This is a genomic window from Halobacillus alkaliphilus (assembly GCF_900113125.1).
Classification (GTDB): Bacteria; Bacillota; Bacilli; order Bacillales; family Halobacillaceae; genus Halobacillus; species Halobacillus alkaliphilus.
Map to the genome: position 1 here is coordinate 1 of NZ_FOOG01000058.1, position 17,419 is coordinate 17,419.

Below are 17,419 nucleotides of genomic sequence, written 5' to 3' on the forward strand. Positions count from 1 at the left end.
TACTTGTGATCGTGTACCACCTATTAACCAAAAGAGAAATGTACAAAGAACAAGGGGCAAACCATTATAACCAACAAGCATTAGAAGCAAAAAAACAAAAGGCAATTAAGAGTCTTCAACGTTTAGGTTTTGTAGTCGACTTATCGCCACAGTCGGCTTAGAGAAGAATAATGAAATAAATATCAAAGTGATTCAGGGATTTTTAAAAAAGTAATAAGATCCCCTTTATTTAGTGCGGTCTTAAAGCTGTAATTATTTTCAGGGTAGCCTTCGTAATAGGAAAGGAGAATGGATGGTGGAACTCAACAAGGACAATATTCACGAATGGCTTCAAGGTTATAGAGAAGAAGGTACGAAACTGCTTCAGCGTCTTGTTCAAGCGGACAGCACCCAAGGGAATGAAGCCGAAGCACAAGCTGTCGTAATTGAGACATTAAAGGAACTAGGTATGACCATAGATCGTTGGGATCCGGATGAAGAAGAGGTTAGGAAGCATCCTTATTTTGCTTCTTCAAGAGAGAGCTTTAGGGGAAGCCCTAACGTTGTAGGAGTACAACAAGGAACAGGCGAAGGCCGGTCCATTATTTTTAATGGACATATTGATGTTGTGCCTGCCGGGGATCGTACCCAGTGGGACCATGATCCTTATAGCGGAAAGGTCATCGACGGACGGATGTATGGCCGCGGGGTTACCGATATGAAAGGCGGCAATGTCTCCATGCTCCTTGCGATGAAGGTGTTAAAGAATCTTGGCATCAGGCTGAAAGGGGACGTTATTTTTCAAAGCGTTATCGAAGAAGAGAGCGGTGGGACAGGGACGCTTGCAGCCGTGATGAAAGGATATAAAGCAGATGCTGCGCTGATCCCTGAGCCAACCAACATGAAGATTTTTCCCAAACAGCAGGGCTCCATGTGGTTCCGTATTTATGTGAAAGGCCGATCGGCTCATGGCGGGACGCGCTATCAAGGGGTTAGCGCAATTGAAAAAAGTATGATGGTTATAGATCATATTCGTCAGTTAGAAAAAGAGAGAAATGATCAGATCAACGATCCACTGTACAAAAACATCCCGATCCCTATTCCAATCAATGTAGGGAAATTTGAAGGAGGAGACTGGCCATCTTCCGTACCAGATCTCGTGAAAATAGAAGGACGTATGGGGATTTCTCCAGAAGAAACGATCGAAAATGCTAAGGTAGAAATGGAAAACTGGCTGAAGCAATTGAAAGATAAAGATTCCTGGTTTGAAGAACATCCGACCACGTTGGAATGGTTTGGGGCACGCTGGCTTCCAGGAGCGATGGATCAAGAGCACCCGTTCATGAACATCCTCGTCACCGGGTATCGGAATGTACTGGGCGCTGATCCTGTCATTGAAGCCTCCCCATGGGGAACGGACGGCGGTTTATTAACGGAAGCTGGAGAAACACCATCTTTAGTCTTTGGTCCGGGAGTAACCGAAATGGCGCATTACCCGAATGAGTTTATTGAAATGGATAAAGTATTCGAAGCAGCAGAAATTATGGCATTAACGCTGATCGAATGGTGCGGAATAGAAGAATGAACCCCCAATAGTATAGAAAGGTAGAAAATCCCACCTCAGGTCATCCAGATAATGGATGACCTGAGGTGGGATTTTCTTGAAATTGTATTGAAATTAGCAGGTTAGATGTATATAAATGGTATCAATCGTACATGAGGTTTATGTTAAAGTATTTGTAAGTGAACGTTTACATAAAGGAGTTCTGAAACATGGGCACCCGTTTCCGTGTATCATTGCAAACAAAAATATTAGGATTAGTCATCACGTTAATTGTTGGCATAATTATTATACTGGCAGGCATTTTTGCTTTTTGGGAGAAACAGGAGACTGAAGAAAAAATGGGGCAGTTAGCACTTCAAGCAGCTACCACCCTTTCTTTCATGCCCACGATTCAAGAAGCCTTTAACCGCGAAGACCCTTCTGAAATCATTCAGCCGATTGCTTTAAGTATTCAGGAAGAAGTAGGAGCGGAATTTGTAGTAGTAGGAAATAAGGATAGTGTAAGGTATGCTCACCCTGATCCTTGGAAGATTGGAGAACGGATGGTCGGTGGTGACAATGCCCGAGCTTTAAAGAGTGGTGAGTATTATATTTCAAAAGCTGAGGGGACATTAGGACCTTCGCTCAGGGGGAAGGCCCCCATTATTAGTGAAGATGGAGAAATTATCGGAATCGTGTCGGTGGGGTTCCTGATCAAGGATATTAATTCAGCTATTTGGGCTAAGCTGGTTGATATTACAGGAATATCAGTAGTGGTTCTTCTTATAGGCACGGCAGGTAGTTATGTGCTCGCAAGGAGTATTAGAAAAGATACATTTGGGCTTGAGCCCTATCAAATTTCCTCTTTATACCGTGATCGTGAAGCAGTTCTTTCTTCCGTCAGAGAAGGTATCATCGCCATTGATGACGCTGGAAAAGTAAAGATGATCAATCAATCAGCCATGAGGATTTTGAACATCGAGACAGCTACAGAAAACAAACCGATCACTGAAGTTTTTCCCAATACCCAAATGCTTCGAGTTCTGCATTCGGGACTACAAGAAAAAGATCAGGAAATGATTTTGAAAGATCGAGTGATCATTGTAAATAGAACACCAATCTTGGAAGACGAACAAGTCGTTGGAGTCGTAGCTAGTTTTAGAGACAAAACTGAAGTGAGAGAGATGGTCAATGCTTTATCGGAAGTGAAACGCTATTCAGAAGACCTTTGTTCTCAGACCCATGAATTTACTAATAAAATGTATGTGCTTCTGGGGCTTCTACAGTTAGGTAATTATAAAGAAGCGATTGATTTGATCGAAAGTGAATTTGAGACAACCCAAAGTCAGAATCGTATACTATCTGATCAAATCGAGGACGAAACTGTCCAGGCCATTTTATTAGGAAAAATCAGTAAAGCATCTGAACAGAAAATTAATTTTTCCATTGACCCTGACACTTCACTGGAGATTATACCTGATCATATTAACCGCTCAAAGCTGGTAACGATTTTAGGTAATCTTATTGATAATGCGTTTGAAGCAGTAGAAGGACAATCGGTAAAGGAAGTTGACTTCTTTGCAACAGATGTAGGTAATGAAATTGTCTTTGAAATTACAGATAGTGGACCAGGCATTTCAGAATCGGTTATGCCTTATCTATTTATGCGTGGTTTTTCTACTAAACAGGGCGCTCAGCGTGGGTTTGGTCTTGCGAATGTGAACGAAATTGTTAAAGAACTTGGCGGCACTTTAGAAATAAGTGAATCTGATACAAATGGTACAATTTTTTCTATTTTCTTGCCTAAGAAAGGAGGAAGACTGTCATGATTAAAGTAGTGATTGCGGAAGATGATTTTCGAGTGGCCGAGCTTCACGAAAAATTTTTATCAGCCATTGAAGGGGGTCAGGTCGTTGGGAAAGCTCTGAATGCGGAAGAAACAATTAAGGTACTTCTTGGTCAACAGCCTGATTTATTGCTGCTCGATGTCTACATGCCTGATCGTCTGGGCACTGATTTATTACATGAAATTCGAGAAAAGATCCCGGCGGTGGATATCATTATGATTACAGCGGCTAATGATAAAGGTATGATTGAAAAAGCTCTGAAGTACGGAGTGGTCGATTATATTATTAAGCCTATCTCCATTCAGCGGTTTAACAAAACCATAGAAGATTATAGGAAGAAACAAAGCATGATCTCAAGTGCTGATACTTTTGACCAAAACATGGTGGATCAATTGATTGGGAATATGGAAGAAGAAAAAACAGAAGTAAGGGAGGTTCCAAAAGGAATCGATCCCCTGACTCTGGATAAGGTGCGTGAAATGCTCATTGCTTCACCAGATGGAATGACGGCTGAACAAGCAAGTCACCAAATGGGTGCTTCTAAAACAACCGCAAGAAGGTATTTAGAGTATATAATTTCAATAGAAGAAGGCAGTGCAGAAATGCGTTACGGAAAAGTTGGACGCCCTGAAAGAAAATACTATTTACAATTATAGCCACCGTAAATCGGTGGTTTATTTTTTTGTGTGAATTTTATTTGGTTTATTCATTTAACGTTGTTAAAGCAGGTTATTTTGAAAACGGTTACATTTTTGTAACAGTCTTATATTATGAACGTAATGAAAGAACAATTCACTTCAAAGGGGAGAAACATTATGAAGAAATTATGGATGCTGGCCGCTTTATTATTATTAGTTTTAACCGCAGCCTGTGGAGGCGGAGAACAAAGTTCAAGTGGAGATGGAGAATCAAGCGAAGATGGGAATTGGCAGCCTGATAAAAATATAGAAATTGTTGCCCCAAGTGGAGCCGGCGGCGGCTGGGATACAACAGCGCGAAGTGTGGGAAAGATCATGGAAGATGAAGAGATTGTAGAGCAAAGTGTAGGTGTTGTAAACAAGCCCGGTGGAGGCGGAGCTGTTGGATGGTCTTATATTAACAGTACCAATGACCCTCACAACATATTTGTTTCATCACCTCCGTTGATTTTTGTACCTTTAAATGGACAATCTGATTTAACTTATGAGGATTTCACACCTCTATCCAATATGATAGCTGACTACGGAGCGTTTGCAGTTGCTAAAGATGCTAAATGGGACAACCTGAATGAACTGTTTGAAGATATGAAAGAAGACCCTTCCAGTGTAACGGTCGTAGGGGCCTCTTCTCCAGGTTCTATGGATCACATGCAGTTTGTGAAAATTGCAAAAGCTGCCGGAGTGGATATTAAGGGAATAAAATATGTTTCTGCTCAAGACGGTGGCGCACTGACTCAGGTGCTGAATGGAAGTGCAGATGTTTATTCAACAGGTGTAGCTGAGACCATCGAACAAGTAAGAGCGGATAAAATTAAAGTTCTTGGAGTTACATCTGAGGAAAGGTTAGATGGAGAAGTTCTATCCCAATTCCCAACGGCAAAAGAACAAGGGATCGACGCTACCTTTGTAAACTGGAGAGGTTTTTTCGGACCGAAAGATATGGATGAATCAGCTGTTACTTACTATGAAGAAAAGTTTAAAGCGGTAAGCGAAACAGAGGAATTTGCCAATATCCGTGATCAGTACGGCTGGGATGAAATGTACATGGACAGTGAAGAGTATCAGAAGTTTTTGAAAGAACAAACAGACGAACTTGGTACATTACTCGAAGAACTTGGTCTTGGACAATAAGCTAAGCAACTTAATATAAGGTGAAGAACCTGATCTAGATTTAATTAATTAAGATCAGGTTCTTATCTTATCATTATAAAATCATTTTTGAAGGTGATAACCGTGCTTAAAACAATGAACCAAAAAATCAGTATTTTCCTTATTTTGTTTGCATCTGGATATTTGTATTTAACTTACAATCTAAAGGAATACCCTTATGTGCCAGTCGATTCTGATCTAGTTCCAAAATTACTAGGATATTTGCTGATTGGACTAGCTGTTTTATTGTTCTTTGATAAATCATCAGAGACCGAGGAAGAAAAGGAAAAGCGTAAAGTGCCTGGAAAGGAGCTCCTTGTGCTGCTCGCGGTGGGTGTTATGATACTTGCCTATATTTTTCTTTTGGAAATCTTAGGATTTTTACTAGCGACCGCATTATTTGTATTCTTTTGTTCTTGGTTCCTCGGGTACGAAAAGTGGAAAAGTAATCTATTAGTTTCTCTTATTTTTCCTTCTGTACTTTACTATTTATTTAATTATTTACTTCAAATTCGATTACCTCAAGGAATATTACCATTTTAAAAGGTGTTGGTGAGATATGGGTGCATTAGATGGCTTGATGCAAGGTTTCCAAGTAGCTTTTAGTTTACAAGGTATTTTATTTGTCCTTATTGGTGTAGTAACCGGTACGTTAATTGGAATGATGCCTGGCCTCGGACCTATTAGTGCCATTGCTATCATGATTCCAGTCACTTATGGAATGAATCCATCTTCCGCATTGGTCATGATGGCGGGAGTCTATTACGGAGCCGTATTTGGAGGCTCTACCTCCTCCATTCTATTAAACGCCCCTGGGATTTCCGGTACGGTGGCCACGTCTTTTGATGGTTATCCAATGGCACAGAGAGGAGAAGCAGGTAAAGCGTTAGCTATTGCTGCTATTTCCTCTTTTGTCGGTGGAACGGTGTCTGTCGTGTTGTTAATGTTATTTGCCCCAGCGTTAGCTCAAGTGGCTGTTTCCTTTGGACCACCGCAATATTTTGCATTGATGTTTCTCGGACTCACGGCGATATCAAGTCTTTCAGAAGGCTCAACAGTGAAAGCATTAATATCGGCCACGGTCGGTTTTATGGTGGCGACGATTGGGATAGATGCCCAAACAGGTACGAACCGCTTTACTTTTAACAACCCCAACTTGATGGAGGGAGTAGACTTTCTTGTCATCGCTTTAGGTCTTTTTGCGCTGGCAGAAGTCTGTTTCCTTGTGAAAAACCGTAAAGATCAATCGCTCAGCAAACAAGGTGACATCGGAAACTTAAGGCTGAGTAAACAAGATTTCAAAGAAATGAAGGGCCCTATGACCCGTCAGTCTTTCTTAGGATTCGTGTTAGGAGTTCTGCCTGGAGCAGGGGCCACTATAGCTTCATTTATAGGTTATATTACTGAAAAGAGAATTGCGAAGAAACCTGAAGAGTTCGGTAAAGGATCGATCAAAGGTGTAGCAGCTCCAGAAACAGCGAATAATGCTGCTACCAGTGGTGCTTTTGTACCGTTACTTAGTCTGGGGATTCCGGGTTCAGGTACCACAGCAGTCATGCTTGGAGCCTTTTTGGTACTTGATATTCAGCCTGGACCTTTACTTGTTACAGATCGTCCTGAAGTATTTTGGGGGATCATCGCAAGTATGTATATTGGGAATGTATTTCTATTAATCTTAAACTTGCCTTTAATTCCTTACATTGCAAAAATATTAAAGATTTCAAGACCCATGCTAATTTCCTTAGTTATTATTTTCAGTTTAATAGGCGTATATTCGATTAGTTTCAGTACTTTTGATTTATATTTGCTGCTTTTATTTGGTTTACTTGGTTACTTAATGCGATTGTTTTCCTTTCCTGCAGCTCCGTTCATCCTGGCCTTCATTCTGGGTGGAATGATGGAACAAGCCTTCAGGCAGGCTCTTACAGCATCAGGCGGGAGTCTGATGGTCCTAATTGAAGACCCTGTTTCTATTGCCCTGCTGTCCATCAGTGTGCTTTCTTTCATTGTACCTATTATTCGAAATCGTGTGCGGCAGAGAGCAGATCATGAAGGAACTGAACAATAAGGAGGGAGGAGTCCAGTGAATATGTACGATAAGGTGATTGATCAAATAGCGGAATATGTAACCGAAGAACAATTTTTTAGTGATGAAGCTTGGAAAAATGCCCGGTATGTTCTTATGGATTCCATGGCTTGTGCTGGTTTAGCGTTAGATTATCCAGCGTGCACTAAGCATCTCGGATCGGTAGTACCAGGGATTCAAACCCCTCATGGCGCACGAGTTCCAGGAACACCACATGAATTAGATCCTGTTCAAGGTGCTTTTAATATCGGATTTCTGATTCGCTGGCTGGACTATAATGACACGTGGCTTGCGGAAGAGTGGGGCCATCCTTCTGATAATTTAGGTGGAATATTAGCAGTCGCTGATTATTTGTCCAGAAAAAATGAGACTGAAGGAAGAAAACCCTTTCATATGAACGATGTACTATATAGAATGATTCAAGCTCACGAAATACAGGGTGTACTTGCTTTAAGCAACAGTATGAACCGCTATGGAATTGATCACGTTTTATTTGTAAAGGTTGCTACTGCTGCGGTCACTTCAGCCATGTTAGATGGCACGAAAGAACAAGTGATGAATGCCGTAAGTAATGCGTGGATCGATAATGGAAGTTTACGGACTTATCGTCATTTTCCCAATACGGGTTCTAGAAAATCCTGGGCAGCAGGCGATGCGACGAGTAGAGGCGTACGTCTGAGTTTAATGGCGCTAAAAGGTGAGATGGGCTATCCAACTGCGCTGACAGCGGACAAATGGGGATTTGAGGATGTCATGCTGGGTGGTAAAGAGATTACGCTCTCTCAACCATTAAGTGATTATGTGATGGAGAATGTTTTGTTTAAAATATCCTATCCTGCTGAATTTCATGCCCAAACAGCAGCTGAATGCGCGATAAACCTATCCCCTAAAGTAAGAGGCAGAGCTTCAGAGATTCAAGAAATTCTAATCGAAACGCAAGAATCAGCTAAGAGGATTATTGATAAGAAAGGCGAACTAAACAATCCTGCTGATCGCGATCATTGTATTCAATATATTACGGCTGTTGGTTTATTGTTTGGAAAACTGGAAGCGGAACATTATGAAGATCATTTTGCTGCAGAGCACCCAGAAATCGACCTACTGCGTAATAAAATGAAAGTTGTAGAAGAGACTGAGTTCACAGTAGAATATTTTCATCCTGAAAAACGTTCAATAGCTAACAGAATCACCATACGTTTTTCAGAAGAAAATCAAACGGAACAGGTGGAAGTGCGTTATCCTATCGGTCATCGCCAGCGTAGGGAGGAAGGATATCCTTTAATAAAGAAGAAGTTTGAAAATAATATGAAAGAGTTGTTTCCTGAAGAACGAATCCAACATCTTCTGCAGCTTCACAATGCTGAAAGTCTATCATCTATAAAAGTGAATGATTATATGGGATCTTTTGTACCTTAGGAGGTTTTTAATTAAATGAGCTGGTTATTAGACGAAAATATAGCCCATGAAAATTTATGCCAATCGTTTCGTGAGCAAATGAAAGCAAAAGAAATCATGAGACTTGTAGGGGCTCATCATGGACTAGCTGGGATCATGGCTAAGAAATCTGGATTCACCTCCCTTTATTTATCGGGGGCAGCTTTATCTGCAAGTAAGGGTTTACCCGACATTGGATTAATTACGCATGAAGAATTAGTGGAAAAAGCTAAAGAACTGGTTAACGCTGCAAACCTTCCTTTACTGGTAGATATTGATACAGGCCATGGGGAAGCTTATAACACCGTAAGATTAGCGCAGGATCTAGTAAAGGCTCGAGTAGCTGCGGTTCAATTGGAGGATCAGGTATTTCCTAAAAAATGCGGGCATTTAGAGGGCAAGAGTTTAGTCCCTAAAGAAGATGTGGTGGAAAAGATAAAGCTTATTAAGAAAGCTGCTCCCGATCTAATAATTGTAGCTCGAACAGATGCATTAGCAGTAACTAGTAAAGAAGATGCGGTGAAAAGGGCCGAAGCTTACATAGAAGCAGGGGCTGAGTGTGTATTTCCTGAAGCAGTTGAGACAGAGGAAGATATGGAATATATTGCTCACCGTCTTCAAGTGCCGCTCTTATACAATATGACAGAGTTTGGGAAAACACCTTATAAGACAAGTGATGAGATAGAAAAATTTGGGTTCTCTCTGGTGATTTATCCTGTTACATCATTACGTGTGGCTCTTAAAGCAATCGAACAGATTTATGAAACGATTTATCATGACGGTACTCAGCAAAATATGCTTGATCGAATGCAGACGCGTGAGGAGTTATATGAACTAATTGACTACCATAAATATGAGAATTTTAAATGAAAAAAAAGAGGAAGAGATGCACAATTGCAGCTCTTCCTCTTTTTTTAATCCATTTCAACATCTTCACTCGTTACTACATACAATCTGTCTGTTTTAAAAGTCTTAAATTCTTTTAAGTATTCACTATGGTAATGGATTTTTTGCTCAATCACTTTATCTAATTTATCTTCTCGATCAGCTTCCTCAAGTGCATCCCTGGACCCTAGTCTACTTGCAAGCTGGTCAAGAAAAACTTCTTCTTCAGGTGTCCTGGTTTTCCTATTTAATTGAATTTCAAAATCCTCCGTAGGCACATATTGCTTGGATTCTTCATCATAAGTTACCAGATTTTCAAGTCCAAAATCTTTGGCGTACGAGAGAATATATTGCGTCAAATCTTTATAGTTGCTCAAGTGATCATACTTTTTAGTTCCTACTGTACGATTGGTTATGTAAGCCATTTCCATTAGTAGCTGAAACTGTTCTTGTGTAAATTTCATTTCCATTCTCCATCTCTCCCTTTCATAACCAGCCTACTAATATCCTATCAAACTCCAGCATATTTAAAAGGAAAATATGAAAAATAATTAAATAATCCAAAACCTTCCACCTCAGGTCATCCATTTTCTGGATGACCTGAGGTGGAAGGTTTTGGATGGGGATATGTTAAAATGAGGTTGTTTCCAGATAGGTAGTGTTAGGGAAAAGGTTATTAAATTATAGAAAAGCAGGTGAAAATATGACTAACCAAACGCACGAATGGTGGAAGAAAAGCGTCGTCTATCAAATTTATCCGAAAAGCTTTAATGATACGAACGGGGACGGAATCGGAGATATCCCTGGAGTCATAGAGAAACTCGATTATTTGAACGAGCTTGGTATTGATGTGATTTGGCTGTCTCCGGTTTATGATTCTCCCCAGGAAGATAACGGCTATGATATACGCAATTACCGCCAGGTGGATGAACTGTTTGGATCGATGGAAGATTTGGAGCAATTACTCGATGAAGTACATCAGCGGGGAATGAAGCTTGTAATGGATCTGGTAGTTAACCACACCTCGGATGAACACCCCTGGTTTGTTGAATCTTCTAAAAGCACAGACAATCCGTACCGAGATTACTACATATGGAAGGATGGAAAAGAAAACGGGGATCCCCCAACGAATTGGAATTCCGTTTTCGGCGGCCCAGTCTGGCAGTATGACGAGCAGACCGGGCAGTATTATCTTCACATTTTTGCTAAAAAGCAGCCCGATTTGAATTGGGAGAATCCCAAACTACGGGAAGAGGTTTATGACATGATGAAGTTCTGGCTGGATAAGGGCGTGGACGGATTCCGTATGGATGTTATCAATTTCATCTCGAAAGATCCTTCTTATCCGGAAGGACTGGACGGCGATGGAAGCCCTTATTTCATGAATGGACCAAGAATTCATGAATTTTTACAGGAAATGAACAAAGAAGTTCTGTCTCATTACGACGTAATGACTGTTGGAGAGATGCCGGGAGCTTCTCCAGAGGATGCCAGACAGTACACTGATCCTGAGAATGAAGAGCTGAACATGATCTTTACCTTCGAGCATATGGACTTGGATTCCGAAGGAGATAAGTGGAATTTAAAACCTCTTAATCTAGTAGAGCTCAAGGAAAACTTTGAAAAATGGCAGACGAAGCTGCACGGGTCGGGTTGGAACAGTTTGTACTGGAATAATCATGATCAGCCTCGTATTGTCTCCCGCTTTGGAGATGATGAAAATTACCGGGAGAAATCGGCAAAAATGCTAGCGATCTGTCTGCACATGATGCAGGGAACACCTTATATTTATCAAGGAGAAGAAATAGGCATGACAAATGCCCGTTTTGAAAATTTAGAGGATTATCAGGATATTGAGCTGCTTAATATGTATGAGGAAAAGAAAGCGGAAGGCTGGTCCCATGAGGAGCTAATGGAAGCCATTTATGTTAAAGGCCGAGATAATGCGCGAACGCCGATGCAATGGAACGATCAGGAGCACGCCGGTTTTACCAATGGAACACCGTGGCTTCAGGTCAATCCTGCCTATCCAGAAATCAACGCTGAAGCCGCGCTTCAAGACAAGAACTCGATTTTTTATTTCTACCAACAGCTGATCCAGTTGAGAAAAGAAAAAGATATCATTACGGATGGAAACTTTGAGTTGTTAATGAGGGAAGACCCCGTGGTGTTTGCCTATAAACGAACGAATGGGAATGAAACTCTTGTCGTACTATGCAACTTCTCTCACCAGCAGGCAGGAGTCGCTGAAGAGTTAATCCAGACCATTCAGGCAGGAACGGTAGTCATCTCTAATGAAAGTAAACAAAAAAATCGGGGTGTCTTGGCCCCATACGAAGGCGTTGTTTATTCGGTGTGATTTAAAGGGAAAAAAGGAAGAACGAGCTACCGCTAAAAAGAAAACTACTCAGGCGTTATTCTTGAACTCTAAAAGAGAGGTGCTGTTCATGAAGCCAGGAGAAGAAAGACATCGTTTTCGTAAAGAAGAAAAGACAGGGTCAACTTCAGGATTATGTGAAAAATACGTTCAAACAAATTTAGTAACTCTGCCGAAAGAATATGCTTTTGATTTTCTACTCTTTTGTATCCGAAATCCAAAGCCCTGCCCATTAGTTGAGGTACTTGAAGCCGGTAAGACCGTCCCGGAAATTGCCGATGCGGACGTACGAACGGATCTGCCTCGTTATCGTATTTACCGCAATGGTGAATTTTCAGAAGAAGTCCTGAACTTAACGGATGTTTGGAAGGACGATTTCGTAACTTTCCTGATTGGATGCAGCTTCACTTTCGAAACAGCCCTGGTTGAGGGCGGCATTCCGATGCTTCATCAGGAACAAGAGAAAGTTGTTCCTATGTATAAGACGAATATCCCGTTAGAGAAAGCTGGCTTGTTTGAAGGAGACATGGTGGTCAGCATGAGAGCGATACCCAATAATCTGATGGATGCAGCTTTGGAAATTTCTGAACAATTTGGTCAGGCTCATGGGAGTCCAGTTCACGCCGGACATCCGGAGGACATAGGCATCGCTGATCTTCATAAGCCTGATTATGGAGATTCTGTTGAGTTTGATCCTGCCTCTTCGACACCGGTGTTCTGGGCTTGCGGGGTCACTCCTCAAAATGCAGCACTTCAAGCGAAGCCTTCGATAATGATTACCCATGCACCAGGGCATATGCTTATTACAGATCAATTGGATCCTAATTACGACGGTTAAACAGAAGACTCGTTCTAATCGAACGAGTCTTCTGTTGTATTAAACGCCGGTACCATATCTGGCGCTATCATATGTTACGATTAGAAAAACTATCAATATGCAGCAGGTTATAGGGGTGCCCATTTTTCTGGAGGTGCGAATGTGAGAAAAGCTGTGATTCTACTATGTATATGCTTTACGTTTGCAGCGTGCTCAAATCACTCAGAAGAAATTCGATTAAGCGGCGAAATCACTAGAATCGAAGGTGATATGATTTCTATTGAACACAGTGAGATTATAGTCGATGATGGGGATGAGTTTAAGGTTGGCCAGCAAGTAGAAGCTGTACTGATTGATCATTCCTCAACAGAAGCTTGGACTCCTCAGGAATACGATGTAAAAGATATTCAAATTTTAAATGAGTAGCTGTCAGTTAAAATAAGTACAGCACTTTGAGCGAGTAGCTACAGATTATTTTCAATAGCAATTGTAGTAATCACGCAGAATACAAATCCGAGAATCGTGATGTTAATCACGATATCATATGATTGCTGCATCTGGAGAAAGGAGCACGTGATCAAGGCAGATGCACCTAGTAATCTCAGGATTCTTAGAACGATATTTGTTCTCATTAAAGCCCTCCTATTTGGCACAGGATTTTTTAGCCCATACCCTTATCCAATATTGAAAACTGGAACCGGAATTTACTGTACTAATAGGAATCGCTAATGGTACATAGTCAGACCCTCTGAAGAAGTGCTTCACCAGTAATTAATCAGCCTAAAAAAAGAGATACCGTAAAGGAGAAAAGTTCATGACACAGTCACTAATTTTTGATATGGATGGAACTCTGTTTCAAACCGACAAAATTTTAGAGTTATCTCTGGAAGATACGTTTGATCAACTTAGATTACAAAATGAATGGAATGACGCCACTCCCATAGATCAGTACCGAGAGATTATGGGGGTACCGCTCCCAAAAGTGTGGGCGGCCCTCTTGCCTAATCATTCGGAAGAAGTAAGGGAAGAAGCCAACGCTTATTTTCTAGAACGTTTGATAGATAATATTAAAGCGGGCCAAGGGGCTTTATATCCTCATGTCAAAGAAGTTTTCCGTCACTTTAAAGAAAATGAGTGCTCGATCTACATAGCAAGTAATGGGTTAACAGAGTATTTAAATGCCATTGTAGACTATTATCAGTTAGATCAATGGGTGACGGAAACGTTCAGCATTCAACAAATCCACACGCTCGATAAAGCAGATTTAGTTAAGCACATTATGAAAAAATATGAGTTCAGCCAGGGAACTGTTGTTGGAGACCGGCTGTCCGATTTTCGTGCAGCTAAAGAAAACGGATTGGAGGCTATTGGGTGCCGATTTGATTTTGCCCGGGAAGAAGAACTTTCTGAAGCCGATCAGGTCATAGAAGATTTACTGGAACTTCAAATCAAATGAATTAATTCGTAAATCAGCTTAAAAAATCAGAAGAAGGTAAGAAGAAACTCTATGTGGAATTCCTTACAACAGTTATAAGTCGATAGAAGTAATAAATCAAAATTTGGAACGTGATTCGTACAAATGAACTTTATAATATTAATTTGATGTAACTGATGGATCCGCTGGTCTTTTAAAACATATGGATAGTATTGAAGTAGACCAGGAGCAAATTGAAAGCCGAACTTGGTAAATTTAAATGACGTCGTCGTACCAGTATGTTAAAAAAAAGGGTAGACGCCGTGGATTTCGTTATTGGGATTTTTAAGGAGGATCATGAATGGTTTTACTTACAGCTTCAAGTGGTTTAAATATTGGAGACATGATTGTTCAATTGTTTTTCTTCGTTATTTTGTTATTAGTTATTACGGGCATTACTTCATTCGTTGTTTTATTTAATAAAAGAGGGAAACAGTTAGATCGTATTGAAGAGAAATTGAATCAAATGAGCGACAGAGGACAATAAATGAAAATGCTTCTCTTCCAAACTTGAGAATAATCTGGGCAAGAACTTCGAACCAATCGAAGTTCTTTTTTTTAACGTGAGTTAAATGAATATTCCAAGCCAGACGGCATTGATCATCGCTAAAATAAGAATGATCTTTTCGTAGGCCGAGATCTGTTCATAATCACGCATGTCCATTTTGAAAATCAAATAGATAGAAGCGCCAGCCATCGCTACAACGCCGAGAGCAGCCATCCCCCGATCTGCACCGAGCCAAAATGCACATAGAGCTGTAAAAGTGAAATACATTAATGCTGGAATACGGGCGTAAGCAATACCGAAGCGATCAGCGGCCCAGACGACACTCGTCTGCTTCATAGGCGTTGCTTTTTTATCGGCTTCCCGGTCAGGAATATGGTGAACCATTACCCAGGCAATACAAAAAAGAGCATTAATGACGGCATTCTGCATGACCCATTCAGGCAGGGAATCAAGTGTGAGCCATGCACCGGCGAGGCCGAGGAAGAGGACGGACGGGAAGGTCGAAAGCCATTCACCTAAAAAGGGACGATAACTGAATTGAAGCGGCGGCAGCGAATAGGACACAGCTCCCCATACTCCTACTGAGAGTAATATACCAAGTTTGGCATAACCGGAAATAAACAGCACAATGATGGTTATACCTAAAAGCAGGAGCAGCCCTTTTCCGAATCTCCATAGGTTAGCTGGTGAAATAAAGCCAGATTGAATGACGCGGCTTCCACCTGATAATATAGCGGGGCTGTATGTATCGGTACCGGAGAGATCATCTACATAATCGTTCAGGATATGAGTCAGAATTCCGTGGATCAGGAATGCTCCAAAGATTAATAGAAGGAATAAAGTCATTAATTGATTCGTAGAAAAGGTGAAGTATAAGTACAAAGGAAGAACAGTAGAAACAATGGTAGCGACACTGGAGGAGACGACAGCAATAGAGCGCATTAAGAGCCAGACTCCTTTAAGGTTGTACAAGGCTTGCTTCTGCATGGGGAGAACTCCTTTTTTATAGAAGATATTCTTCTATTATAAGGGAAGTCCAAAAAGGAAGAAATAGCCACTCAGAGAAAAACGTAGAATCATAAGCAAATCGAATCCGATGGATAATTATGTTAAATTAGAAGTGATAAGGTATATAAGGATTGAGGGGCTGATTAGATGAATTCTGACTTAGAAAAGTCTGGGTTTAAAATTCGAGGGATTGCCTTTATGCTCGACTTTTTAATTGTAAGTTTACCCTTCGCTTTCTTGTTTTTTATAGTAAACGATGATTTTTCTCTAATCTGGGATATAGGGTACGGTTTCTATTTGACCGTTCTCCCTTTGATATGGAGCGGTTATATTATCGGTAAAAGAATCTTTAGGATTCATGTTGTTAAAGTTAACGGCAAGCGACTGACATTGCTCGACATGTTTATACGTGAAATCGTAGGAAAGCTGCTGTTAGCTTACTTATCATTTGGGCTTAGCAGTCTGATCAGTGCAGCTATGGTTGCGTTTTTAAAAGACAGACGATCCATCCACGACCATTTATCTGGGACATGTGTAAACCATTCTTACTGACACGATGTGGAACGATTTTAGATTATTAAAGAGACTTCTGCCAAAAGAAAAAGGTGAATTAAAGGTTTCAGGAGGAGATTACTTGCTTGCTAATATTCTTTGGGGACTATTTTTAGTTCTCTTTGTAGCCATGATGATTTATCTCGATAAAAGAAAACAGAAGAAACGATATTATACTCATGGAATGAAAAAGGGAGAGAAGACGGAAAAAGAAAAAGAAGTGGACCGGGCGATTGAAAAAGAGAAATCCTTTAGAGGTGGTCCGCCTGGTCCTCCTTCTGGAGGTGGAGGTGGATTCTGATGTATTTTCAAGAGGAGGGACGAAATGATCCATGTAGTAATAACCACTGTTGTAATTGGAGCACTGGTTGGGTCTGTTATATTTACGGTTAGAAAAAGAAAAAAGCTGGGTTATACGGACTTGAAAAGTGCATTAACACCTATTTGTTTTTATCTGATCGCGGTAACCCAGCTTGCGGCTTACTGGTTTGACCTTCTTGGTCTTATCAGTTGGGGAGTTACAATGGGACTCTTACTCCTTGGGGCATACTTTACTAAGTATTCGATCCAGACTGAAAAGAAAATATAAAGGTAAGAGAAGCGTAAAATATATTAGCTTCTCTCTTTCTATAATCACAATTTTTTTACACGAAAATTACTTTGCAGCACAGGCCAATTTTGTGGAAAAGGACTACCGAGAACCCAATAGCTCACGCCCCTCAGTCCGTAAATTTTAACGAACTTCCGAAAGAAGTCTCCCTCTTCAAGCGTGTGAAGGGCGAAGCTCAGCGGTAAGGGGGAGATGAATTTCGGTTGGGCGAGAGCCCAAATGTTTTTGATTACAATATATGATATAATCAGTCTTATAATGGATAAGGACTGATATATAAATGAAATTAGATAGTAATAACCATTCAGTGTTCTTGTTGTATTATCATCTTGTATTGGTCGTGAAATATAGAAGACACGTCATCGATGACACCATTTCAAACTATGCTAAAGATAAATTCTTGTCGTTGAGTGAAAACTACAATATTTCACTGGTCGAATGGAATCATGACA

At 40.7% G+C, this 17,419-nt stretch carries 20 protein-coding genes; 17 read left to right on the forward strand and 3 right to left on the reverse strand.

Annotation, left to right across the window (positions count from 1 at the left end; all coding sequences use genetic code 11):
- The first annotated feature begins 292 nt into the window (after positions 1-292).
- From BMZ06_RS18835 to prpB, 8 genes are all read left to right on the forward strand, one after another.
- Entirely contained in the window at positions 293-1,564 is a 1,272-nt protein-coding gene (locus BMZ06_RS18835; protein ID WP_175477933.1) for a peptidase, read from the forward strand.
- Between the two features lie 188 nt (positions 1,565-1,752).
- Positions 1,753-3,351, forward strand: a complete 1,599-nt coding sequence (locus BMZ06_RS18840) for an ATP-binding protein (protein WP_089754526.1) — start codon at positions 1,753-1,755, stop codon at positions 3,349-3,351.
- Positions 3,348-4,025 carry a response regulator gene (locus BMZ06_RS18845; protein ID WP_089754528.1) on the forward strand — a complete coding sequence of 226 codons (678 nt, stop codon included), beginning with the start codon at positions 3,348-3,350 and terminating at the stop codon, positions 4,023-4,025. The genes BMZ06_RS18840 and BMZ06_RS18845 overlap by 4 nt, the downstream gene beginning before the upstream one ends.
- 159 nt (positions 4,026-4,184) lie before the next feature.
- On the forward strand, positions 4,185-5,198 hold the full coding sequence (locus tag BMZ06_RS18850) for a tripartite tricarboxylate transporter substrate binding protein (protein WP_089754530.1): 1,014 nt from the start codon (positions 4,185-4,187) through the stop codon (positions 5,196-5,198).
- A 102-nt stretch (positions 5,199-5,300) separates the two neighbouring features.
- Positions 5,301-5,759 (forward strand): tripartite tricarboxylate transporter TctB family protein, encoded by a 459-nt coding sequence (locus BMZ06_RS18855; RefSeq protein WP_089754532.1) that lies wholly within the window; start codon positions 5,301-5,303, stop codon positions 5,757-5,759.
- A gap of 16 nt (positions 5,760-5,775) precedes the next feature.
- On the forward strand, positions 5,776-7,284 hold the full coding sequence (locus BMZ06_RS18860) for a tripartite tricarboxylate transporter permease (RefSeq protein ID WP_089754534.1): 1,509 nt from the start codon (positions 5,776-5,778) through the stop codon (positions 7,282-7,284).
- Between the two features lie 21 nt (positions 7,285-7,305).
- Positions 7,306-8,718 carry a bifunctional 2-methylcitrate dehydratase/aconitate hydratase gene (locus BMZ06_RS18865; protein ID WP_089754536.1) on the forward strand — a complete coding sequence of 471 codons (1,413 nt, stop codon included), beginning with the start codon at positions 7,306-7,308 and terminating at the stop codon, positions 8,716-8,718.
- A gap of 15 nt (positions 8,719-8,733) precedes the next feature.
- A complete protein-coding gene (gene prpB / locus BMZ06_RS18870; protein WP_089754538.1) occupies positions 8,734-9,606 on the forward strand; it encodes a methylisocitrate lyase in 873 nt (290 codons plus the stop codon).
- 44 nt (positions 9,607-9,650) lie between these two features.
- Here the strand turns inward: prpB and BMZ06_RS18875 are convergent, their stop codons facing one another.
- Positions 9,651-10,085: a hypothetical protein gene (locus BMZ06_RS18875; protein ID WP_139205861.1), complete on the reverse strand. Its 435-nt coding sequence runs from the start codon at positions 10,083-10,085 to the stop codon at positions 9,651-9,653.
- Between the two features lie 239 nt (positions 10,086-10,324).
- Here BMZ06_RS18875 and BMZ06_RS18880 point away from each other — a divergent pair, with 239 nt between their 5' ends.
- From BMZ06_RS18880 to BMZ06_RS18890, 3 genes are all read left to right on the forward strand, one after another.
- Entirely contained in the window at positions 10,325-11,980 is a 1,656-nt protein-coding gene (locus BMZ06_RS18880) for a glycoside hydrolase family 13 protein (protein ID WP_089754542.1), read from the forward strand.
- Positions 11,981-12,068: 88 nt separating this feature from the next.
- Entirely contained in the window at positions 12,069-12,836 is a 768-nt protein-coding gene (locus tag BMZ06_RS18885) for a putative hydro-lyase (RefSeq protein ID WP_089754544.1), read from the forward strand.
- A gap of 141 nt (positions 12,837-12,977) precedes the next feature.
- Positions 12,978-13,241: a hypothetical protein gene (locus tag BMZ06_RS18890; RefSeq protein WP_089754546.1), complete on the forward strand. Its 264-nt coding sequence runs from the start codon at positions 12,978-12,980 to the stop codon at positions 13,239-13,241.
- A 38-nt stretch (positions 13,242-13,279) separates the two neighbouring features.
- Here BMZ06_RS18890 and BMZ06_RS20885 read toward each other — a convergent pair whose 3' ends face one another.
- Positions 13,280-13,447 carry a hypothetical protein gene (locus tag BMZ06_RS20885; protein ID WP_175477934.1) on the reverse strand — a complete coding sequence of 56 codons (168 nt, stop codon included), beginning with the start codon at positions 13,445-13,447 and terminating at the stop codon, positions 13,280-13,282.
- A 182-nt stretch (positions 13,448-13,629) separates the two neighbouring features.
- Here BMZ06_RS20885 and BMZ06_RS18895 point away from each other — a divergent pair, with 182 nt between their 5' ends.
- Together BMZ06_RS18895 and BMZ06_RS18900 are read left to right on the forward strand one after the other, a co-directional pair.
- On the forward strand, positions 13,630-14,271 hold the full coding sequence (locus BMZ06_RS18895; protein WP_089754549.1) for an HAD family hydrolase: 642 nt from the start codon (positions 13,630-13,632) through the stop codon (positions 14,269-14,271).
- A 319-nt stretch (positions 14,272-14,590) separates the two neighbouring features.
- Positions 14,591-14,776 (forward strand): hypothetical protein, encoded by a 186-nt coding sequence (locus BMZ06_RS18900; protein ID WP_089754551.1) that lies wholly within the window; start codon positions 14,591-14,593, stop codon positions 14,774-14,776.
- Positions 14,777-14,857: 81 nt separating this feature from the next.
- On the opposite strand, the gene BMZ06_RS18905 is transcribed toward BMZ06_RS18900, so the two are convergent.
- Positions 14,858-15,784: a prenyltransferase gene (locus BMZ06_RS18905; protein ID WP_089754553.1), complete on the reverse strand. Its 927-nt coding sequence runs from the start codon at positions 15,782-15,784 to the stop codon at positions 14,858-14,860.
- Between the two features lie 168 nt (positions 15,785-15,952).
- On the opposite strand from BMZ06_RS18905, the gene BMZ06_RS18910 reads away from it, so the two are divergent.
- The 4 genes from BMZ06_RS18910 to BMZ06_RS18925 all read left to right on the forward strand — a co-directional run.
- Entirely contained in the window at positions 15,953-16,357 is a 405-nt protein-coding gene (locus BMZ06_RS18910) for an RDD family protein (protein WP_089754555.1), read from the forward strand.
- An 82-nt stretch (positions 16,358-16,439) separates the two neighbouring features.
- Entirely contained in the window at positions 16,440-16,658 is a 219-nt protein-coding gene (locus BMZ06_RS18915) for a hypothetical protein (protein ID WP_089754557.1), read from the forward strand.
- A 24-nt stretch (positions 16,659-16,682) separates the two neighbouring features.
- The gene (locus tag BMZ06_RS18920; RefSeq protein WP_089754558.1) at positions 16,683-16,946 is read left to right on the forward strand and encodes a hypothetical protein; all 264 of its coding nucleotides are present in this window, start codon (positions 16,683-16,685) and stop codon (positions 16,944-16,946) included.
- 301 nt (positions 16,947-17,247) lie between these two features.
- A partial coding sequence (locus tag BMZ06_RS18925; protein ID WP_175477935.1) for a transposase occupies positions 17,248-17,419 on the forward strand: 172 nt, incomplete at its 3' end.